The following is a 16,060-nucleotide window of genomic DNA, read 5'->3' as shown; positions in this document are numbered from 1 at the left end:
CGGTGGCCGGATCGACGAGCGACGGGCGCCCGGTGGCCGTCGGTGGTTACATCGTCGAACGACGGTCGGCGGTCGGCCGTCGGATCGCGGACAAAACGTTCACAAGCCAGCGCACGAACCGACTGCTAACCGAATGTCCCACGGCTCGCGGCTCCCCGGCGTCGATCGCCCCGAGTCTGAGGACCGGATCGTCCTCCACGTCGATGCGGATTGCTTCTACGCCTCCTGCGAGCGCCTGCGCGAGCCGGAGTTGCGCGGCGAACCCGTCGTCGTCGGCATGGGGTACGAACCCGGCGATTCGATCGGAGCCGTCGCCACCGCGAGCTACGAGGCCCGCGAATTCGGCGTCGAGAGCGCTCAGGCCATCTCGACGGCCCTCGAGCGCCTCCCTCGACGGGTCGACGCCGGGACCGACCCGGACCTCGACGTCGAGGAGACGGGCCACTACCGGCCCGTCGACATGGACTACTACGAGGAGATCGCCACAGAGGTGCGCGGGATCCTCCGGGACTGCGCGGACGTCCTCCGGATCGTCAGCATCGACGAGGCCTACCTCGACGTCACCGAACGGACCGCGTGGGAGGTCGCCGAGGGCTACGCTCGGCACGTGAAAGACCGCATCCGCCGCGAGGTCGGCGTGACCGTCAGCGTCGGCGTCGCCCCCACCATGAGCGCTGCAAAGATCGCGAGCGACTTCGACAAGCCGGACGGCCTCACCGTCGTCGAACCGGGCTCCGTCCGGGAGTTCCTCGCCCCGCTCGAGGTCGACCTGCTCCACGGCGTCGGCCCGGTCACGGCCCGGGAACTGCGATCGATGGGGCTCGAGACCGCGGGCGACGTCGCCGCGGCCGATCCGGAACCGCTGATCGAACGCTTCGGCGAGCGCGGCAGAGAACTGTACGAGCGGGCCCGGGGCGAGGACGATCGGGTCGTCGAGCCGAAGGGCGAGCCCAAGAGCTTCTCGAGGGAATCGGCGTTCGCGGAACCGGTCGCGGAGTCGGAACCGAAGGACGAACAGATCGAGACGCTCGCGGCAGCGGTCGCGGATCGCGCCCGGCGCGAGGGCGCCCTCTACCGGACCGTCGGCGTGAAGGCCGTCCTCCCGCCGTACGACGTCAACACGCGGGAGAAATCCCTTCCCGGTCCGATCGACGACCCCGACCTGGTCGAGCGGATCGCGCGGGAGTTGTTCGAGGAGTTCGAGGACGTTCCGGTCAGAAAACTCGGCGTCCGCGTCGCGAACCTCGAGTTCGCCGCGGCCGACCAGGCGAGCCTCGACGGCTGGGAGGGTACGGCGGTCGAGGAAGCTTCGAGTGGCAACCGAGAGACGGAACCCGACGCCGGAACGGGTACCGACGACGAGCCGGTCACCGACGCGGGGACGGACCTCGAGGCGGACGGAAGCGGAGCCGACGCCGCCGACGCGGAGTCGGGTCCGGCGGTGGGGCTGTCGGCGTGGGCGATCATCGACGAGGGAACCCCGCTGGGGGTCGATTCCCCTTCGCCGTCGGAGGCCAGCACGGACCCGGAATCGGTGGGAGGCGCGAATCCGGAATCGACGATAGACGCCAACTCGGCCGACGAATCGAACTCGAACGGCGAAGCGAGATCGACCGGCGACTCGGCCTCGGGGACTGAGCGGGGGTCGAACGGCGACACACCGTCGAGCGAGGGCCGCCCTCGAGGGGACGAGCGCTCGAGCCTTCCGCCGGGGCAGTCCACGCTCGCGGATTTTTCCGGGGTTACCCCCGACGAGTGACCGACCGTCGGCGAGCGAACGGGCGACAGGACCATCTCGGTTCGGTCGACAAGGACGGGAAAGCGGCGAGAACATTGAAATTATAAGCGCTCGTTGCTAACGTCAGAAGCGGACGACAATCGCATAATTTCACACTTCACACTTCACATGACCGAGGATTTCTACGACCTTCTCGACGTGCCTCGCGACGCCTCCAGCGAGGAGATCAAACGGGCGTTTCGCGAGAAGGTGCGTCTCTATCACCCGGACCTGAACGACGACGACCGCGCGCAGGCGCAGTTCACCGCGGTCAAGAAGGCCTACGACATCCTCGGGGATCCGGTCGAGCGCAAGGCGTACGATCGACTCGGCCACCGCGACTACGTCGCCAAACGGACCTCCGGCATTCCGTCGCCCGAGACCTGGCGGTCGTCGGACGGAACCGACGACGCCGACGCGGACGAGACCAAATCGAATGACGACTCGAGCGACGACTCGGCGTCCGCGTCCGCCGCCTCCGCTTCCTCGAGCGGTTCGACGTCCGCCGGTAGCACGACGTCCTCGAGCGGGTCGGCCACCTCGAGGACGTCGAACGCCTCGAGCACGGGCGGGTCGAATACGGGCAGGACGAGGACGGGATCGAACGCCGCGTCCGCTTCGGCGGGGGCGACCGACGGCGGGACGACGGCCTCGGCGACGAGCGCGACCGCACGCGGCCGCTCGCGCCGATCAGAGTCGGGAGCGGGGAGCGGTACCGCGGTCCTCCGGTGGTGGCGCAGACGGAAGGTGTCGTGGCCGCTGCTCCTCTCGTCCGTGGTGCTCTACCTCGTCGGCCTCGGTCACTTCGCGCTCGTCCATCGAACGGAATTCGCGGCGCTGCTCGCCGACCTGCGCGCCGTCGGCGCCGACCCGAACGGTCTCTGGACGCTCCTCTCCGGCGGTCGCCACGGGATCGAGACGCCAGCGGTCTTCGTCTCGAGCGTCGAATTCGTCGCCGCGCCGCTGCCGACGCTACAGTGGTACGGCGCGCTCGCCGGCCTCGTTGGACTTTCCCTCCTGCTCGTCCTCGCGGCTCGAGTCGGGTGGCGACCGGACACGTGGGGGCCGATCACGACGGACGAGTTGATCGTCGTCTCTCTGGCGGTCGGACTGGCGACGACGCTGCTCGGCGGACCGCTGCTCTCGGGGGCCGTCCTCATGCCGCTGCTGTTCGGCGTGATCGTCCACCGCACGCGGTCTCGCTCGGTTCGTTCTGCGTGGTCACCGTCGTACCTGTGGGCGATCGCGGTCTGGTTTCCCGCGGCGGGACTCGCGATCGGACTCGCGATCGATCACTCGCTCCCCGTCGATCTGGTCGCGTTCGTCCTCGCGCCGCTCCTCGGCGGCGTCGGACTCCCGCTGCGCGTGCGGATCCGCAAGCGCTTCGGTCGGTGATCCGCGACGCACCGTCCGTTTCGATCGCGTTCGACGGCCCCGAACGAGTTCGGTCGTGAGTAATCGCGTATTACCGCATCGCTCGAGAACCCGTCCGACGCGGCGACTGTCGCAGCAAGCGACTGCGACCCGAGTTTTTATGCGCGATTCGTCCCTAGTACGGAAACCGACGATCGGTCTTCGAGCGATCGACCGCAGACCATGACCGACTCTACGATTCGAACTCACAACGACGTCCGAGGGGACGCCGGGCGCGAGGCCAACGAGGTGATCGAGGAGACTGACGAGACGGACCGCTGTCCGGAGTGTGGCGGGCGGGTCGTTTCCGACGCGGAGCACGCCGAGACCGTCTGTGAAGAGTGCGGCCTGGTCGTCGCCGAAGACGAGATCGACCGCGGGCCGGAGTGGCGCGCGTTCGACGCCGCCGAGAAGGACCAGAAGAGCCGCGTCGGCGCCCCCACCACCAACATGATGCACGACTAGGGGCTCAGCACGAACATCGGCTGGCAGGACAAAGACGCCTACGGGAAGGCGCTCTCGAGCCGCCAGCGCCAGAAGATGCAGCGCCTGCGCACCTGGAACGAGCGCTTCCGCACCCGCGATTCCAAGGAGCGCAACCTCAAGCAGGCGCTGGGCGAGATCGACCGGATGGCGAGCGCGCTGGGCCTCCCCGAGAGCGTCCGCGAAACGACGTCGGTCATCTATCGGCGCGCCCTCGAGGAGGACCTCCTCCCGGGACGCTCGATCGAGGGCGTCGCCACCGCGTCGCTGTACGCCGCCGCCCGCCAGGCGGGTACCCCCCGCAGCCTCGACGAGATCTCGGCCGTCAGCCGCGTCGAGAAGGACGAGGTCGCCCGCACCTACCGGTACGTGGTGAGGCAACTGGGGCTCGAGGTCAAACCGGCCGACCCCGTCAGCTACGTTCCCCGGTTCGCCAGCGAACTCGACCTCTCGGACGAGACCGAGCGGATCGCCCGGCGCCTCCTCGAGACGGCGAAGGAAGAGGGGATCCACAGCGGGAAATCGCCCGTCGGACTCGCCGCCGCGGCCGTCTACGCCGCTGCGTTACTGACCAACGAGAAGGTCACCCAGACCGAAGTCGGCGACGTCGCCAGCATCTCCGAGGTGACGATCCGCAACCGCTATCACGAACTGCTCGAGGTCGAAGGGGCCGCCTGATTCGGTCCTCGGCGACGAGAAGGCGGTGTAGTGTTCATCTCCCGGAGACTCGAACTCGGAGCCCCGACCCGTCACGATCGTTCTCGAGCGGTCGAAATACGCCGTTTCCGGCACGACGGTCACGTATACGAGACGTTTATGGATTCTAACCTGTCTATACTCTTGGGTCGTCTCCGTGGATCCCGCAGTATGCACTGCGATAACTGCGAGTCGGACGACGATATCGCCTACACGCTGACGACGTACGTCGACGGCGGGTCGGACGAACGAGTTAACCTCCACTTCTGTTCGACCGACTGCCTGCGCGTCTGGACGTGAGGCGACGGCTCCGTCCGGGTACCGCCACGGCCGGACGTCTCGAATCGGTCGAAGCGGGAAAAAGAGAAAGAGCGTTCGGAGTCGGTCGAGGCGTGACTCTCGCGGGATCAGGCGCCGTCGTCGTAGATCTCCGGGTCGGCTTCGCCCTCGACCTCGATCACGCCGAGCATCCCCTTGCGGGTGACCCGGGTGAGGGCGTGGTCGACGATCTTGACTGGCCCCGGTACCGGGAACTCCATCTCGCCGGCGGTGGTGGTGCCGGGTGCGACGGCGGCCGTTTCGACGTATCGTCCCGGTTCGGAGACGAGATCCCCGTCGCGGTAGTAGCGGTTCCAGACGTTCCCGATCGGGTGGAGCGCGCTGGTCAGGTTGGGTCCACCGTTGGCGTAGTACACCCTGACGGTCTCGCCGACTTCGGCTTCCATGGGGCCGTGCCCGTCCGGGGTGAGCCCGTAGGCTTCGCCGTTTAGGAGCACGTACGTCGGCTCCTCGTTCGTCATCGCGTCGAAGTCGAAGGTGTGGTGACCCTCCTCACCGGCTTTCCCGTCGGTGTAGAGCTCGTGCTGGCCGAGGTAGAACTCCCGATCGACTTCGGGGAGGCCCTCCTCGCGCTCGACGAGGATCGCACCGAACATCCCGGCGCTGATGTGGTGGTCCATGTCCGGGACCGCACAGTGGTAGACGAACGCGCCGGGGTACTCGGCCGTGAAGCTGATCGTCGCGGCGTCGTCACCGGGCGCGAGCGTCGTCGCCTCGGCACCCCCGCCGGGGCCGTACACCGCGTGGAAGTCCACGTTGTGCGTCGCGAGGTTCGACTCCTCGGGCACCTCGAAGGTCAGGTTGACCCGGTCGCCGCGTCGAACGCGGACCATCGGGCCGGGGACCTGTCCTTCGAAGGTCATGTATTCGAACGTAACGCCCGGTTCGATCTCCGCGACCTCGTGTGTGGTCCGCAGGGTGATGTCGTGTTCCCGCGGCTCGTCCCAGTCGACCGGGGCGGGGATGTCGGTGGGGTCCCGCGCGATGCGGTCCACGGTGACTTCCTCGGCGGCCGGCAGTCCCTCGGGTTCGGTACTCGACTCGTTACCGCCGGTATCTGATCCGCCTTCGGGTTGTTCGCCGCCCAAGCAACCGGCGATCGCCGCGGCGCCGGTCGCGCCTACTGCTGCAATGAACTGTCGCCGGTTAGATTGGGTTAGAGTCATCATCCTTCTCCTCGGTTATCAGTAGGACCCCCGAGTACTCACCCCCCTCGTTGATTCTCGACGGTGGATAAACGGGAGAACATGTTCGGTCGGTTCCGGACGCCGGCGAGGATCCGCGACGCCGACGAGTACGCACGATAGGCGGGGGAATCGGTTTACGGCGCCACGGCGTCGATTACGATCGAGGAACTATCGATGGAAACGGACGTCCACCGAGCGGTCGACTGGAGCGCCGGCGTCGAATCCACCGTCCGATCCGTCGGCGACGTCCGATTACACGTCGTCGCCGCGGGCGACGAGGACGATCCGCTCGTCGTCCTGCTGCACGGATTTCCCGAGTTCTGGTACGGCTGGCGGTCCCAGATCGACCCCCTCGTCGACGCCGGCTTCCGGGTGCTCGTCCCCGACCAGCGCGGGTACAACCTGAGCGAGAAGCCCGAATCGATTCGGGCGTTCCGCACTCGAGAACTCTCGAGGGACGTCGCGAACCTGATCGCGACGGAGGGACGGGACGCGGCCCACGTCGTCGGTCACGACTGGGGAGGCGCCGTCGCGTGGGACCTCGCGCTCCGGCGCCCCGAAGCGGTCGACACCCTCGCGATCGTCAACGCTCCCCACCCGGCGGTGCACCGCCAGCTTCTCGCCTCGGACCCCGAGCAGCTGCTTCGAAGCTGGTACGTCTTCTTCTTTCAGCTTCCGGTGCTTCCGGAACTGCTCTGTCGAGCCGACGATTTTCGGTTTCTCGAGCGAGGGATGCGCGGACTGGCGAATCCGAGGATCTTCGGCGACGAGGAACTGGCGCGGTACCGCCGCTCCTGGCACCGGGAGGGCGCGCTGACGGCGATGCTGAACTGGTACCGAGCGGCCGCGCGATACCCGCCCGACCTCCCGCGGAATCGCGTGGACGCGCCGACGCTCGTCGTCTGGGGCGAGGACGACCGCGCCCTCGTCCCCGCGCAGGCCGTCGGCGCCAGGCAACATTGCCCGAACGGCCGCCTCGAGATGTTGCCGGGCGTGAGCCACTGGGTGCAACACGAGGTGCCGGAGCGGTTGTCCGGACTGCTTCTCGAGCACCTCGATGCGTCGTAGCCCGCTTTCTCGAGCGATCGCCGGAACACGTTCGGGGAATGAGTTGCACCCCTGGTCTCCGTCGGTCCGAGTAGAACCACCGCGGAATCCCGAGGCGGGGACCGTCGCCGCCGGATCGCACGCGGTGATCGCCGCTCGAGAGCCATGATCGAATCTCGCACGCGTCCGAACCCGGTCGGCAGAGTCGCCTCCGAACCGTCAGTCGTCGCCCTCGCCGTCGCCGACGCCGCCGTCGTCACGGCGTTCCTCGGCTTCGGCCTGTTCTCCCACGGAATCGAGCCGTGGGCCTATCCGACCTACACCCTCGAGACCGCCGCGCCGTTCGTGCTCGCGTGGGCGATCGTCGCCCCGCTTCTCGGCGCCTACCGCCGCTCGACGCTCGAGTCGTTCGGCCGGACGGTCGGGGTCGTGGGCGTCGCCTGGCTCGCCGTGACCCTGCTCGGAGGGGGAATCCGCGCGTCGTCGTTCTTCCACGGCGGGGCGCACCCGACGTTCCTGCTCGTCACGGCCGTGTTCGGGCTCGCGTTCGTCCTCCCGTGGCGGCTGGCGGTGAGCTACGGCCGCCGCGCGCGGCGGTGACCGACCCGCAGCCGTCGCGGACGAACTCGTTCGGCGCTACTCCTACCCGCTCCGTCGGCGACTGTCGACCGTGCAATGAGTACCTGCTCGCTCTGCGGACTGCCGACGCCCGAGCGACCGGTGACCGCCGACGGCGTCGACGGCTCGTTCTGCTGCCGCGGCTGCCTCGAGGTCCACGAGACGCTCGGTGATGTCGGCGGCGTGGACCGCTCGGACGTTCTCGAACGGGCGGGAAAGTCCGTCGAGCGGGAGGTGCCCGACGGTGCCGCCGAGGCCTTTCTCGCCATCGAGGGGATGCACTGCTCGACGTGTGAGGGGTTCGTCGCGCTGCTGGGCGAGCGCGAGGACGGGGTCCTGACCGTCGAAGCGAGCTACGCCACCGACACCGCTCGCGTCGTCTACGATCCCGATCGACTGACCGAGGTCGACCTTCCCGAGGCGCTCTCCGGCTACGGCTACGAGGCGCGGTTCCGCGACGACGAGGCGGCGTCGGGGCGGGCGCGCACCGACGACGAACTGGTCCAGCGGCTGCTGGTCGGCGGGTTCCTGGGGATGCTGATCATGCCGTGGTACCTCTTCTACCTCTATCCGAGCTACGTCGGGATCGAGACCGGGATCCTCTCGGTCGACGCGACCTCGCCCGTCGGGATCTACCTCCCGATGGCGATCATCGGCCTGCTGACGACCGGCGTCCTGTGCTACACCGGCTATCCCGTTCTCCGGGGCGCGTACGTGAGCCTGCGAGTCGGTCAGCCGAACATGGACCTGTTGATCGCCGTCGCGGCCGTCTCGGCCTACGCCTACAGCACGGTCGCGCTCGCGATGGGCAGCACGCACCTCTACTACGACGTGACCGTCGCCGTGATCATGGTCGTCGGCCTCGGGACGTACTACGAGCGACGGATCAAGCGACGGGCGACCGACTTGCTGGCGGACGTGACCGCCGCTCGAGTTCGAGACGCGACCCGCCGAAGACCCGACGGGACCGAAACGGTGCCGGTCGATCGCCTCGAATCCGGCGACGAGGTCGTCGTCCGGCCGGGAGAGCGCATCCCCGTCGACGGCCGGATCCTCGAGGGAACAGCCGCCGTCGACGAGTCCGTCCTCACCGGCGAGTCCCTGCCGACCACGAAGCGGCCCGGCGACCGGGTCGTCGGCGGCGCGATCGTGACCGACAGCGCTCTCGTCGTCGAGGTCGGAACGGACGCGGAGAGCACGCTCGACCGCATCGCGACGCTCATGTGGGAGATCCAGAGTTCGACGCCGGGCGTCCAGCGACTGGCCGATCGGCTGGCAACGATCTTCGTCCCGCTCGTGCTGACCCTGGCGGTCGCCGTCACGGGCTGGCGACTCGCGACGGGAGCCCCGGCCGGCGACGCGGTGCTGACGGGACTGACGGTGCTGGTCGTCTCCTGTCCGTGCGCGATGGGGCTGGCGACGCCGCTGGCGGTCGCCTCCGGGCTGCGCGACGCCCTGGAGCGGGGGATCGTCGTCGCGAACGCGACCCTGTTCGAGTCGGCTCCGGCCGTCGAGACGATCGTCTTCGACAAGACCGGGACGCTGACGGCCGGCGAGATGACCGTCCACGAGGTCCACGGCGAATCCGGCGCCCTCGAGCGCGCCGCGGCCGTCGAGCGCCTGTCCGAGCATCCGGCCGCCGACGCGATCGTGGCCCGCTCGGAGCGCGAGCGAGCGCCCGAACCCGGTGCGCCCATCGCGTCCGACGGCGGCCGCCTCGAGCCGCCGGCCGGAGAGGGGACGTCCGAAACGGAACGCGCGCTCGAACCGACCGACTTCGAGCGCCACCCCGGCGAGGGCGTGAGCGCGACCGTCGGCGCCGAGCGCGTCGTCGTCGGGACGCCCGCGCTCGTCGAGCGGCTGGTCGGACCGGTACCGAACGACCTCGAGCGGGCGATCGACGACGCTCGAGCGGCGGGTCGACTGCCGGTCGTCGTCGGCTACGACGGGAGCGCGCGGGCCGTGATCGTCGTCGGCGACCGGACGCGGGCCGAGTGGCGCGGCGTACTCGAGTCGGTCGCCGACCGCCGGGTGGTCGTGCTGACGGGCGACGACGAGGCCGCGACCGCCGCGTTCCGCGAACACCCGGCGGTCGATCGGGTCTTCGCGGGCGTCCCGCCGGACGGGAAGGTCGAAACCGTCCGTCGGCTGGCGCGCGAGGACGTGACCGCGATGGTCGGCGATGGGACGAACGACGCGCCCGCGCTGGCCGCCGCCGACGTGGGGATCGCCCTCGGCCACGGGACGGCCCGCGCGACCGACGCCGCCGACGCGGTGGTGACCGCGAGCGAACTCAGCGCCGTCACGGACGTACTCGAACTCGCGGCGGGGACTCGGCGGCGCATCCGCGAGAACGTGGCCTGGGCGCTGCTGTACAACGCCGTCGCGATTCCGCTGGCGGCGGCCGGACTGATCAACCCGCTGTTCGCCGCCGTCGCGATGGCCGCGAGCAGTACCATCGTCGTCGTCAACTCCTCCCGGCCGGTGCTGGTCGTACGGTGAGCGGGTTCGTCACCTCCCGGTGAACCGTCGAGCTCTCGCACCCGCCTGTCGTGACGCAGAACAAAATCCTCATGTCGGCGGTCGCCGCAGAGACGAACAGTGCGCACGTGGAACCGAGCCATCTCCGCGGTCGGCGGCCGACGAGTCATTACGGCGCTCGGCGCGCTGTACGTCGCGCTCGCTGCCGTGTGGGCGCTCGCCCAGATCGCGGCGGGGACGCACCCGGGGAACGTCGTCATCGTATCGCTGCTCATCGCCGGGCCCGGGTCCGTCCTCCTCTATTCCGGGTACCGGTTACCCCGGTTCGACGTCCTCGACGAATTCCACGATTCCATCGCGAGCTGGTGTCTCGGCGGCTTCGGCGTCATGTTCGGCGTCCTCGGGGTGTACAGCCTCCAGCCCGGCGAAGTCGTCGACGATCCGTCGACGATACTCATCCTGACGGCGCTCGCCAGCGTCGCCGGCCTCGCCGCCGGCATCCACGACGCGGACGCGAAAACGCGAACGAGGGAACTCGAGCAGCGCAACCGGGACCTCCAACGCGCGCGGGCGGAACTCGAGGAGACGGTCGGGCGACTCGAGGAGGCGAACGAGCGTCTCGAGCACTCGCGGACGTACACGAACCGAGTGCTGGACGCCGTTCACGACGTCTTCTACGTGCTCGAGTCCGACGGGGCCCTGCACCGCTGGAACGAGAGCGTCCGCGCGGTGACGGGGTACGCCGACGACGAGATAGCGTCGATGAACCCGGTCGAGTTCTTCGACGAGGGCGATCGCGAGCTGATCGACGACGCGATGACGGAGGCGTTCGAAACCGGGGGCGTTCAGATCGAAGCCGAATTGCGCACGAAAGACGGCGAGCGGATCCCGTACGAGTTCGTCGCCTCGAGGCTCGAAACGCCCGACGGTGAGACGGTGCTCGCGGGCGTCGGGCGCGACATCTCCGAGCGCAGAGCCCGCGAGCGGGAACTCGAAGCGCGGACCCGCCAGCAGCAGGTCGTGGCCGACCTGGGCCAGCTCGCCCTCGAAACCGACGACATCGACGAACTCATGCACGAAGCCGCCCGCCAGGTGGCGGCCGTCCTCGACAACGAGTACTGCAAAGTGCTCGACCTCGACGCCGGGCGCGAGGAGCTGTTGCTCCGTCAGGGCGTCGGCTGGATGGACGGTCTCGTCGGCGAAGCGACGGTATCGGCCGTCGAAGCGGACTCCCAGGCCGCCTACACCCTCGAGAGCGACCGTCCCGTCGTGGTCGAGGACCTCGAGACGGAGACCCGGTTCAGCGGCCCCGACCTGCTGCGTAGCCACGACGTTCGCAGCGGCATCAGCACGATCATCGGCCCGATCAGCGAACCGTGGGGCATCCTGGGCACCCACGACACCGAGACGAGGACGTTCTCCGAGGAGGACGTCAACTTCGTCCAGAGCGTCGCCAACGTCCTCGCCGAGGCGATCGAGCGCCGGCAGTACCAGACGGAACTCGAGGCGCTGGTCGACGACCTCGAACGATCGAACGAGCGCCTCGAGCAGTTCGCCTACGCGGCCTCCCACGACCTCCAGGAGCCCCTGCGGATGGTCTCGAGCTACCTGCGGCTGATCGAGCGCCGGTACGGCAACGCGCTCGACGCGGACGGCAAGGAGTTCCTCGCGTTCGCCGTCGACGGCGCCGACCGGATGCGCGAGATGATCGAGGGGCTGCTCGAGTACTCGCGGGTCGAGACGCGTGGCGACGAATTCGAACCGGTCGACCTCGACGAGGTGCTCGAGGACGCGCTCGCGGACTTGCAGCTCCGAATCGACGAGAACAGCGCCGAGATCACGGCCGAGTCGCTTCCCCGCGTCGAGGGCGACGCGAGTCAGCTTCGACAGGTGTTCCAGAACCTGCTGGCGAACGCGATCGAGTACAGCGGCGACGAGCCGCCGCGAATCCGCGTCTTCGCCGAACGGAACGGGAGCAGGTGGACGGTGTCCGTCGCCGACGAGGGAATCGGGATCGCTGCGAGCGATCAGGAGCGGATCTTCCGCGTCTTCCACCGCCTGCACAGTCGCGCGCAACACGCCGGAACGGGCATCGGTCTCGCGCTCTGTGAGCGCGTCGTCGAGCGCCACGGCGGCGAGATCCGGGTCGACTCCGAACCCGACGAGGGCTCGACGTTCTCGTTCACACTGCCGGCTGTCACGACGGAACCCGGCGATCGCGTCTCGGACGATTCGGAGTCGATTCACTGAACGCGAGCGCTCGAGCCCGATTCGGTAGGCGCGATGCGGCCGCTGTAGCGTAGTACCGACCGAAACGGGGTACACGCTGCTCGCAGGAGAACGGCCGGCACTGGCTGCTCTCGCCGGTACTGGCCGCGGCGTCGCGAGCAGGTGGGCACTGACTGTCGGCGGCTACGATAGGCAGGTGCGCTCTCCGATCGCGAAACGACGGGAGGTCCCCGACCGAGCGCGCGGTCGACGGCTACTCTTCGGGGACCGACGACAGGTACCGCCGGTACCGCCGCAGGGTATCGCCGTCCTCGTCGCGCAGTTCGACGATGAACTCCTTCTGCCCGGCGGATTTCTGGAGTTCGCTCTCCTCGAACGTGAACTCGAACGGCGACTCGTCGGCTCGCGCGATCTCACTGTCGCCGCTCGTCACGACGACGGTGTGGATCCCGGTCGACTCCGAGAGGTTGCAGCCTACGGTGCCATCGGATCGGGTACACGTGAGATCGGGGTTGACGTCCGAGCCCGAATCGTCCTCCAGCGCGGACTGGAAGTCGAGCATCATGGGCGAGATCGGCGCCGTCCCGAGGACGAGGACGATCGCGAGGAAGATCGAGAGGTTGATCTTCGAGCCGTTGCGTGCGATCGTCCGTCTGAGACCGCCCTCCGCGGTCCGCCGGAGCCGGATCACGAGCGGGACGATCACGGCGTGGGTCAGCGGCCCCCAGAGGATCAGGACGAATCCGTAAGCCCGCACGTACTCCAGGATCGTCCAGTCGACCCCGTAGGAGAGAACGAGGTTGCTCGCCGACCAGCAGAAGAAGCCGAAAAAGAGCAGACCGACGCTCTTGAACAGTCGCCAGATCGGCGTGTTCGCGTAGTAAACGCTCAGCAGGTCTCGCCAGGCCCGTCCGAGGACTCGTCTGGTGAAAGCGAGCGGCGATGCGGTCGCGTCGGCGTCGGTGTGTGGCATGGGTGGATGGAATCGTGAAATCGGTCGGCCGGTCGATCAGGCGCCGATCGACCAGAGCTGGGTGAGCAGGTACCAGTTCAACAGGTAGGTGATCACGAACGCGGCGAGGAAGACCAGACAGATGACGAACGTACCGCGCATCTCGTAGGCGTGGACGGGGTCGTCGGGATCCTCGGCCATCGCCAGTCCGCCGTCGGCCACGAGGTCTGCGTTGTCGCTCCCGTTCTCGACGCGGTGGCCGAAGAGCAGCGAGCCGACCGCCACGAGGACGAAGAGGACGCCGCCGGCGATGGCCAGCAGCGCGAAGACCCCGAAGATCGCGAACAGCGGGGACGCGGCCGAGAGGCTGAACTCGGTCCCCGGGATATTCTCGACGACCTCCGCGGTTCGGCGCGGGACGCCGTAGAGGATGCCGACGTACATCATCATCAGGACGGCCACGCCCATCGCGGCCGAGTAGAAGAACGGCTGGATCGACGCGAGCCGCTCGGAGACGTACTTGCGCATGAACATCGTCCGGATCACGAAGAAGACCAGGCCCATGAACGCGACTGTGGTCCCGAGGACGACCGTGCCGTGGAAGTGGCCGACCGTCGCGAACGTGTTGTGCCAGGTCATGTTGAGCTGCAACTGCCCCATCATGACGCCGGTGGTCCCGCCGAGGAAGCCGAAGAGGATGATCGAGAAGATCGTCGAGGAGAACACCGGGTTCGACCACGGCGCGGACGTGAGCCAGCCGAACAGGCCGCCGCCCTTGCCGCGCTTGCGCCGGCCGGCTTCGATCCCCGCCGGGATGGCGAAGGCGTGGATCAGGCTCGCGAACGTCGCGCCGTAGAACGCGTAGGAGGTGTTCCAGAGCCGCCACCCGGTCGAGACCGCGGGATCGGACAGCAGGTGGTGGGCCGCCCCGAGGTTGATGAAGAACAGGTAGAGGATGAACGCCGTCCGCGAGACTTTCTCGCTGACGACCTCCGCGCCGGCGACGACGTGGGTCAGGAAGTACCAGACCGCGATCATCGCGACGAGGTTGATCTGCTGGGTGCCGTGACCGATGATCCAGTACATCTGGCGGTACCAGGCCGCGTCCCACCACTGGATCATCTCGAGTCGCCACAGCAGGGTCGGGACGAACGCCACGAGGCCGCCGACCAGCGCCTCGACGGCGATGATCGCCGTGACGAAGGCGGCGAAGCTCACGAGCGGTAGCGTCCGGTCGGGGTGCTCGCGCTTCTCGAACCACATCGTCGCGAAGAACGGGAGCGCGGCGACGACGGTGCCGAGGATGAAGACGATCGCACCCGCGTAGAACAGCGGCGAGATCGGCATCGGAACGTAGGCGGTCAGCAGCGGCGCCTCGTTCGGCGCTTCGGTCGTCCAGATGGCGTAGTTGACTATCACCGCGCCGGCGACCATGACGAGCCAACCGGCCTTCGCGACCGACGGAAACGGTAAGCGCCTGCCGAGCACCATCGGCCCGCCCACGTAGAGGATGGCGACCTCCATGAACACCATCCAGAAGATCAGCAGGTTCCACGCGTGCACGCTGAGGTGCTTGTAGAAGGCGTCGGGCTCGAGCAGCCCGATCGCCTCCCAGCGGGTCATCGCGACGGTGAACGCGAAGATCCCGCCGTACAACAGGGCGACGACCGCCGTGAGCCCGAACAGCTTCACGTGATTGTCGACGGAGCGGTGGACCTCGAGCCCCGTCACGGAGCAGGTCCGGAAGCCGTCGTCGCGGTACTCGTTGTCGAACAGGCCGAGAACGTCGAGTTTGTGCGCCATCAGTCTCCCTCCTCCACCACGATCGTGCCGTGCATGGTCCGGTGTCCCTGTCCGCAGAACTCGTTACAGATGATGTGGTACGTGTCGGGTTCGTCGAACGTCATCGGGACGACCCACTCGTAGCCCGGCAGCACCTGCAGGTTGATCTGCTGGCTGAGGGCCTCCTCGGGCCGCAGCGAGAAGCCGTGCTGAACGTCGAGGGCGCTGAGGTGGATGTCGTACTCCGTGCCCGCCTCGAGGACGACCGGCGCGCCGTCCCACTGGAACCGCATCGCGTTGAGGTAGACGTCCGTTCCCGGCGGGACGAGTCCGTCGTCGGTCTCCGTCGCCTCATCCTTGTAGGCGCTCATCTTCTCCCGGTACTCGTCGGCGTCGACGCGGAACGTCTCGCCGATCGGGTTCTGGTCGCCGACGCGCGTCCAGGTGCTCATCCAGCCGAACAGGATGAGCGACCAGGCCGCGCCGAGTCCGAGCCAGATCGATTCGCGCCTGTCGACGGGTTGATTCCACCAGTTTCCGTCCGGGGGCTTGATCGGTGAAGTCATCGAATCACCCCAGCGGGACCGAGAACACGTCGATCCAGCCCCACCCGACGTACGAGAGCGCGAAGAACGCCAGCGCCGCCGCAGCCAGCAACCAGATTCGGTCGTACAGTCGTTGCATCGTCGGTGTCGGTTCGCTCGTTCGAGATCCAGTCATCTCCGTTCGATCGGCACTCGTTCTAAGAGCCGCATAGCCGTTCTCCCGCACATATTCCCCCGAACGCGGCGCGGTCGCTTCGCCTTCCTTCCGCGACAGATTGTGATAAAAAAGACCCCGTATGGGGCGGGTCAGTTGAGGGCGACGAACGGCTGTCCGACGCCCGCGAAGCTACCGCCGGCAGCGCGGACGTCACGCAGAAGAATACGAACTCGAGGAGACGCCCTCGGAGTTCGACGTGTACGAGGGCGAACTCTCCGGCGCGATCTACGTGGAGACCAACGACGAGGAGCTGACCCCGCTCGACCATATCGGGGCGTAGCCGGAGCAGCCGGA

At 68.1% G+C, this 16,060-nt stretch carries 12 protein-coding genes and 1 pseudogene; 8 read left to right on the top strand and 5 right to left on the bottom strand.

The annotated features are described in order from the left end of the window. Positions 1-133: 133 nt before the first annotated feature. The 4 genes and pseudogenes from dinB (at position 134) to RJT68_RS09570 (ending at position 4,669) form a co-directional block, all read left to right on the top strand. Entirely contained in the window at positions 134-1,759 is a 1,626-nt protein-coding gene (gene dinB / locus RJT68_RS09585; protein WP_407040132.1) for a DNA polymerase IV, read from the top strand. Positions 1,760-1,906: 147 nt separating this feature from the next. Beyond that, positions 1,907-3,172, top strand: a complete 1,266-nt coding sequence (locus tag RJT68_RS09580) for a DnaJ domain-containing protein (RefSeq protein WP_407040131.1) — start codon at positions 1,907-1,909, stop codon at positions 3,170-3,172. 201 nt (positions 3,173-3,373) lie between these two features. After that, positions 3,374-4,351: pseudogene (locus tag RJT68_RS09575) on the top strand (transcription initiation factor IIB). Positions 4,352-4,540: 189 nt separating this feature from the next. Continuing rightward, positions 4,541-4,669, top strand: a complete 129-nt coding sequence (locus tag RJT68_RS09570) for a hypothetical protein (protein ID WP_407040130.1) — start codon at positions 4,541-4,543, stop codon at positions 4,667-4,669. 107 nt (positions 4,670-4,776) lie between these two features. Here RJT68_RS09570 and nirK read toward each other — a convergent pair whose 3' ends face one another. Beyond that, positions 4,777-5,874, bottom strand: a complete 1,098-nt coding sequence (gene nirK / locus RJT68_RS09565; RefSeq protein WP_407040129.1) for a copper-containing nitrite reductase — start codon at positions 5,872-5,874, stop codon at positions 4,777-4,779. A 195-nt stretch (positions 5,875-6,069) separates the two neighbouring features. Here nirK and RJT68_RS09560 point away from each other — a divergent pair, with 195 nt between their 5' ends. From RJT68_RS09560 to RJT68_RS09545, 4 genes are all read left to right on the top strand, one after another. Then, positions 6,070-6,963 carry an alpha/beta fold hydrolase gene (locus RJT68_RS09560; protein ID WP_407040128.1) on the top strand — a complete coding sequence of 298 codons (894 nt, stop codon included), beginning with the start codon at positions 6,070-6,072 and terminating at the stop codon, positions 6,961-6,963. A gap of 144 nt (positions 6,964-7,107) precedes the next feature. Then, positions 7,108-7,542, top strand: a complete 435-nt coding sequence (locus RJT68_RS09555) for a DUF3054 domain-containing protein (RefSeq protein WP_407040127.1) — start codon at positions 7,108-7,110, stop codon at positions 7,540-7,542. Between the two features lie 75 nt (positions 7,543-7,617). Then, entirely contained in the window at positions 7,618-10,062 is a 2,445-nt protein-coding gene (locus tag RJT68_RS09550) for a heavy metal translocating P-type ATPase (RefSeq protein ID WP_407040126.1), read from the top strand. A 99-nt stretch (positions 10,063-10,161) separates the two neighbouring features. Then, positions 10,162-12,291 carry an ATP-binding protein gene (locus RJT68_RS09545; RefSeq protein ID WP_407040125.1) on the top strand — a complete coding sequence of 710 codons (2,130 nt, stop codon included), beginning with the start codon at positions 10,162-10,164 and terminating at the stop codon, positions 12,289-12,291. A gap of 232 nt (positions 12,292-12,523) precedes the next feature. Here RJT68_RS09545 and RJT68_RS09540 read toward each other — a convergent pair whose 3' ends face one another. The 4 genes from RJT68_RS09540 to RJT68_RS09525 are packed head-to-tail and all read right to left on the bottom strand — an operon-like array spanning position 12,524 to position 15,724. After that, positions 12,524-13,243 carry a hypothetical protein gene (locus RJT68_RS09540; RefSeq protein WP_407040124.1) on the bottom strand — a complete coding sequence of 240 codons (720 nt, stop codon included), beginning with the start codon at positions 13,241-13,243 and terminating at the stop codon, positions 12,524-12,526. 36 nt (positions 13,244-13,279) lie between these two features. Then, positions 13,280-15,025: a cytochrome c oxidase subunit I gene (locus tag RJT68_RS09535; protein ID WP_407040123.1), complete on the bottom strand. Its 1,746-nt coding sequence runs from the start codon at positions 15,023-15,025 to the stop codon at positions 13,280-13,282. Beyond that, positions 15,025-15,570 carry a cupredoxin domain-containing protein gene (locus RJT68_RS09530; RefSeq protein WP_407040122.1) on the bottom strand — a complete coding sequence of 182 codons (546 nt, stop codon included), beginning with the start codon at positions 15,568-15,570 and terminating at the stop codon, positions 15,025-15,027. Before RJT68_RS09530 ends, RJT68_RS09535 begins: the two co-directional genes overlap by 1 nt. Before the next feature lie 4 nt (positions 15,571-15,574). Further along, positions 15,575-15,724, bottom strand: a complete 150-nt coding sequence (locus RJT68_RS09525) for a hypothetical protein (protein WP_407040121.1) — start codon at positions 15,722-15,724, stop codon at positions 15,575-15,577. Positions 15,725-16,060: the final 336 nt, after the last annotated feature.

The organism is Halovalidus salilacus (assembly GCF_031852275.1).
GTDB classification, from domain to species: Archaea; Halobacteriota; Halobacteria; order Halobacteriales; family Natrialbaceae; genus Halovalidus; species Halovalidus salilacus.
This window is presented reverse-complemented; position numbering and strand designations above follow the sequence as displayed.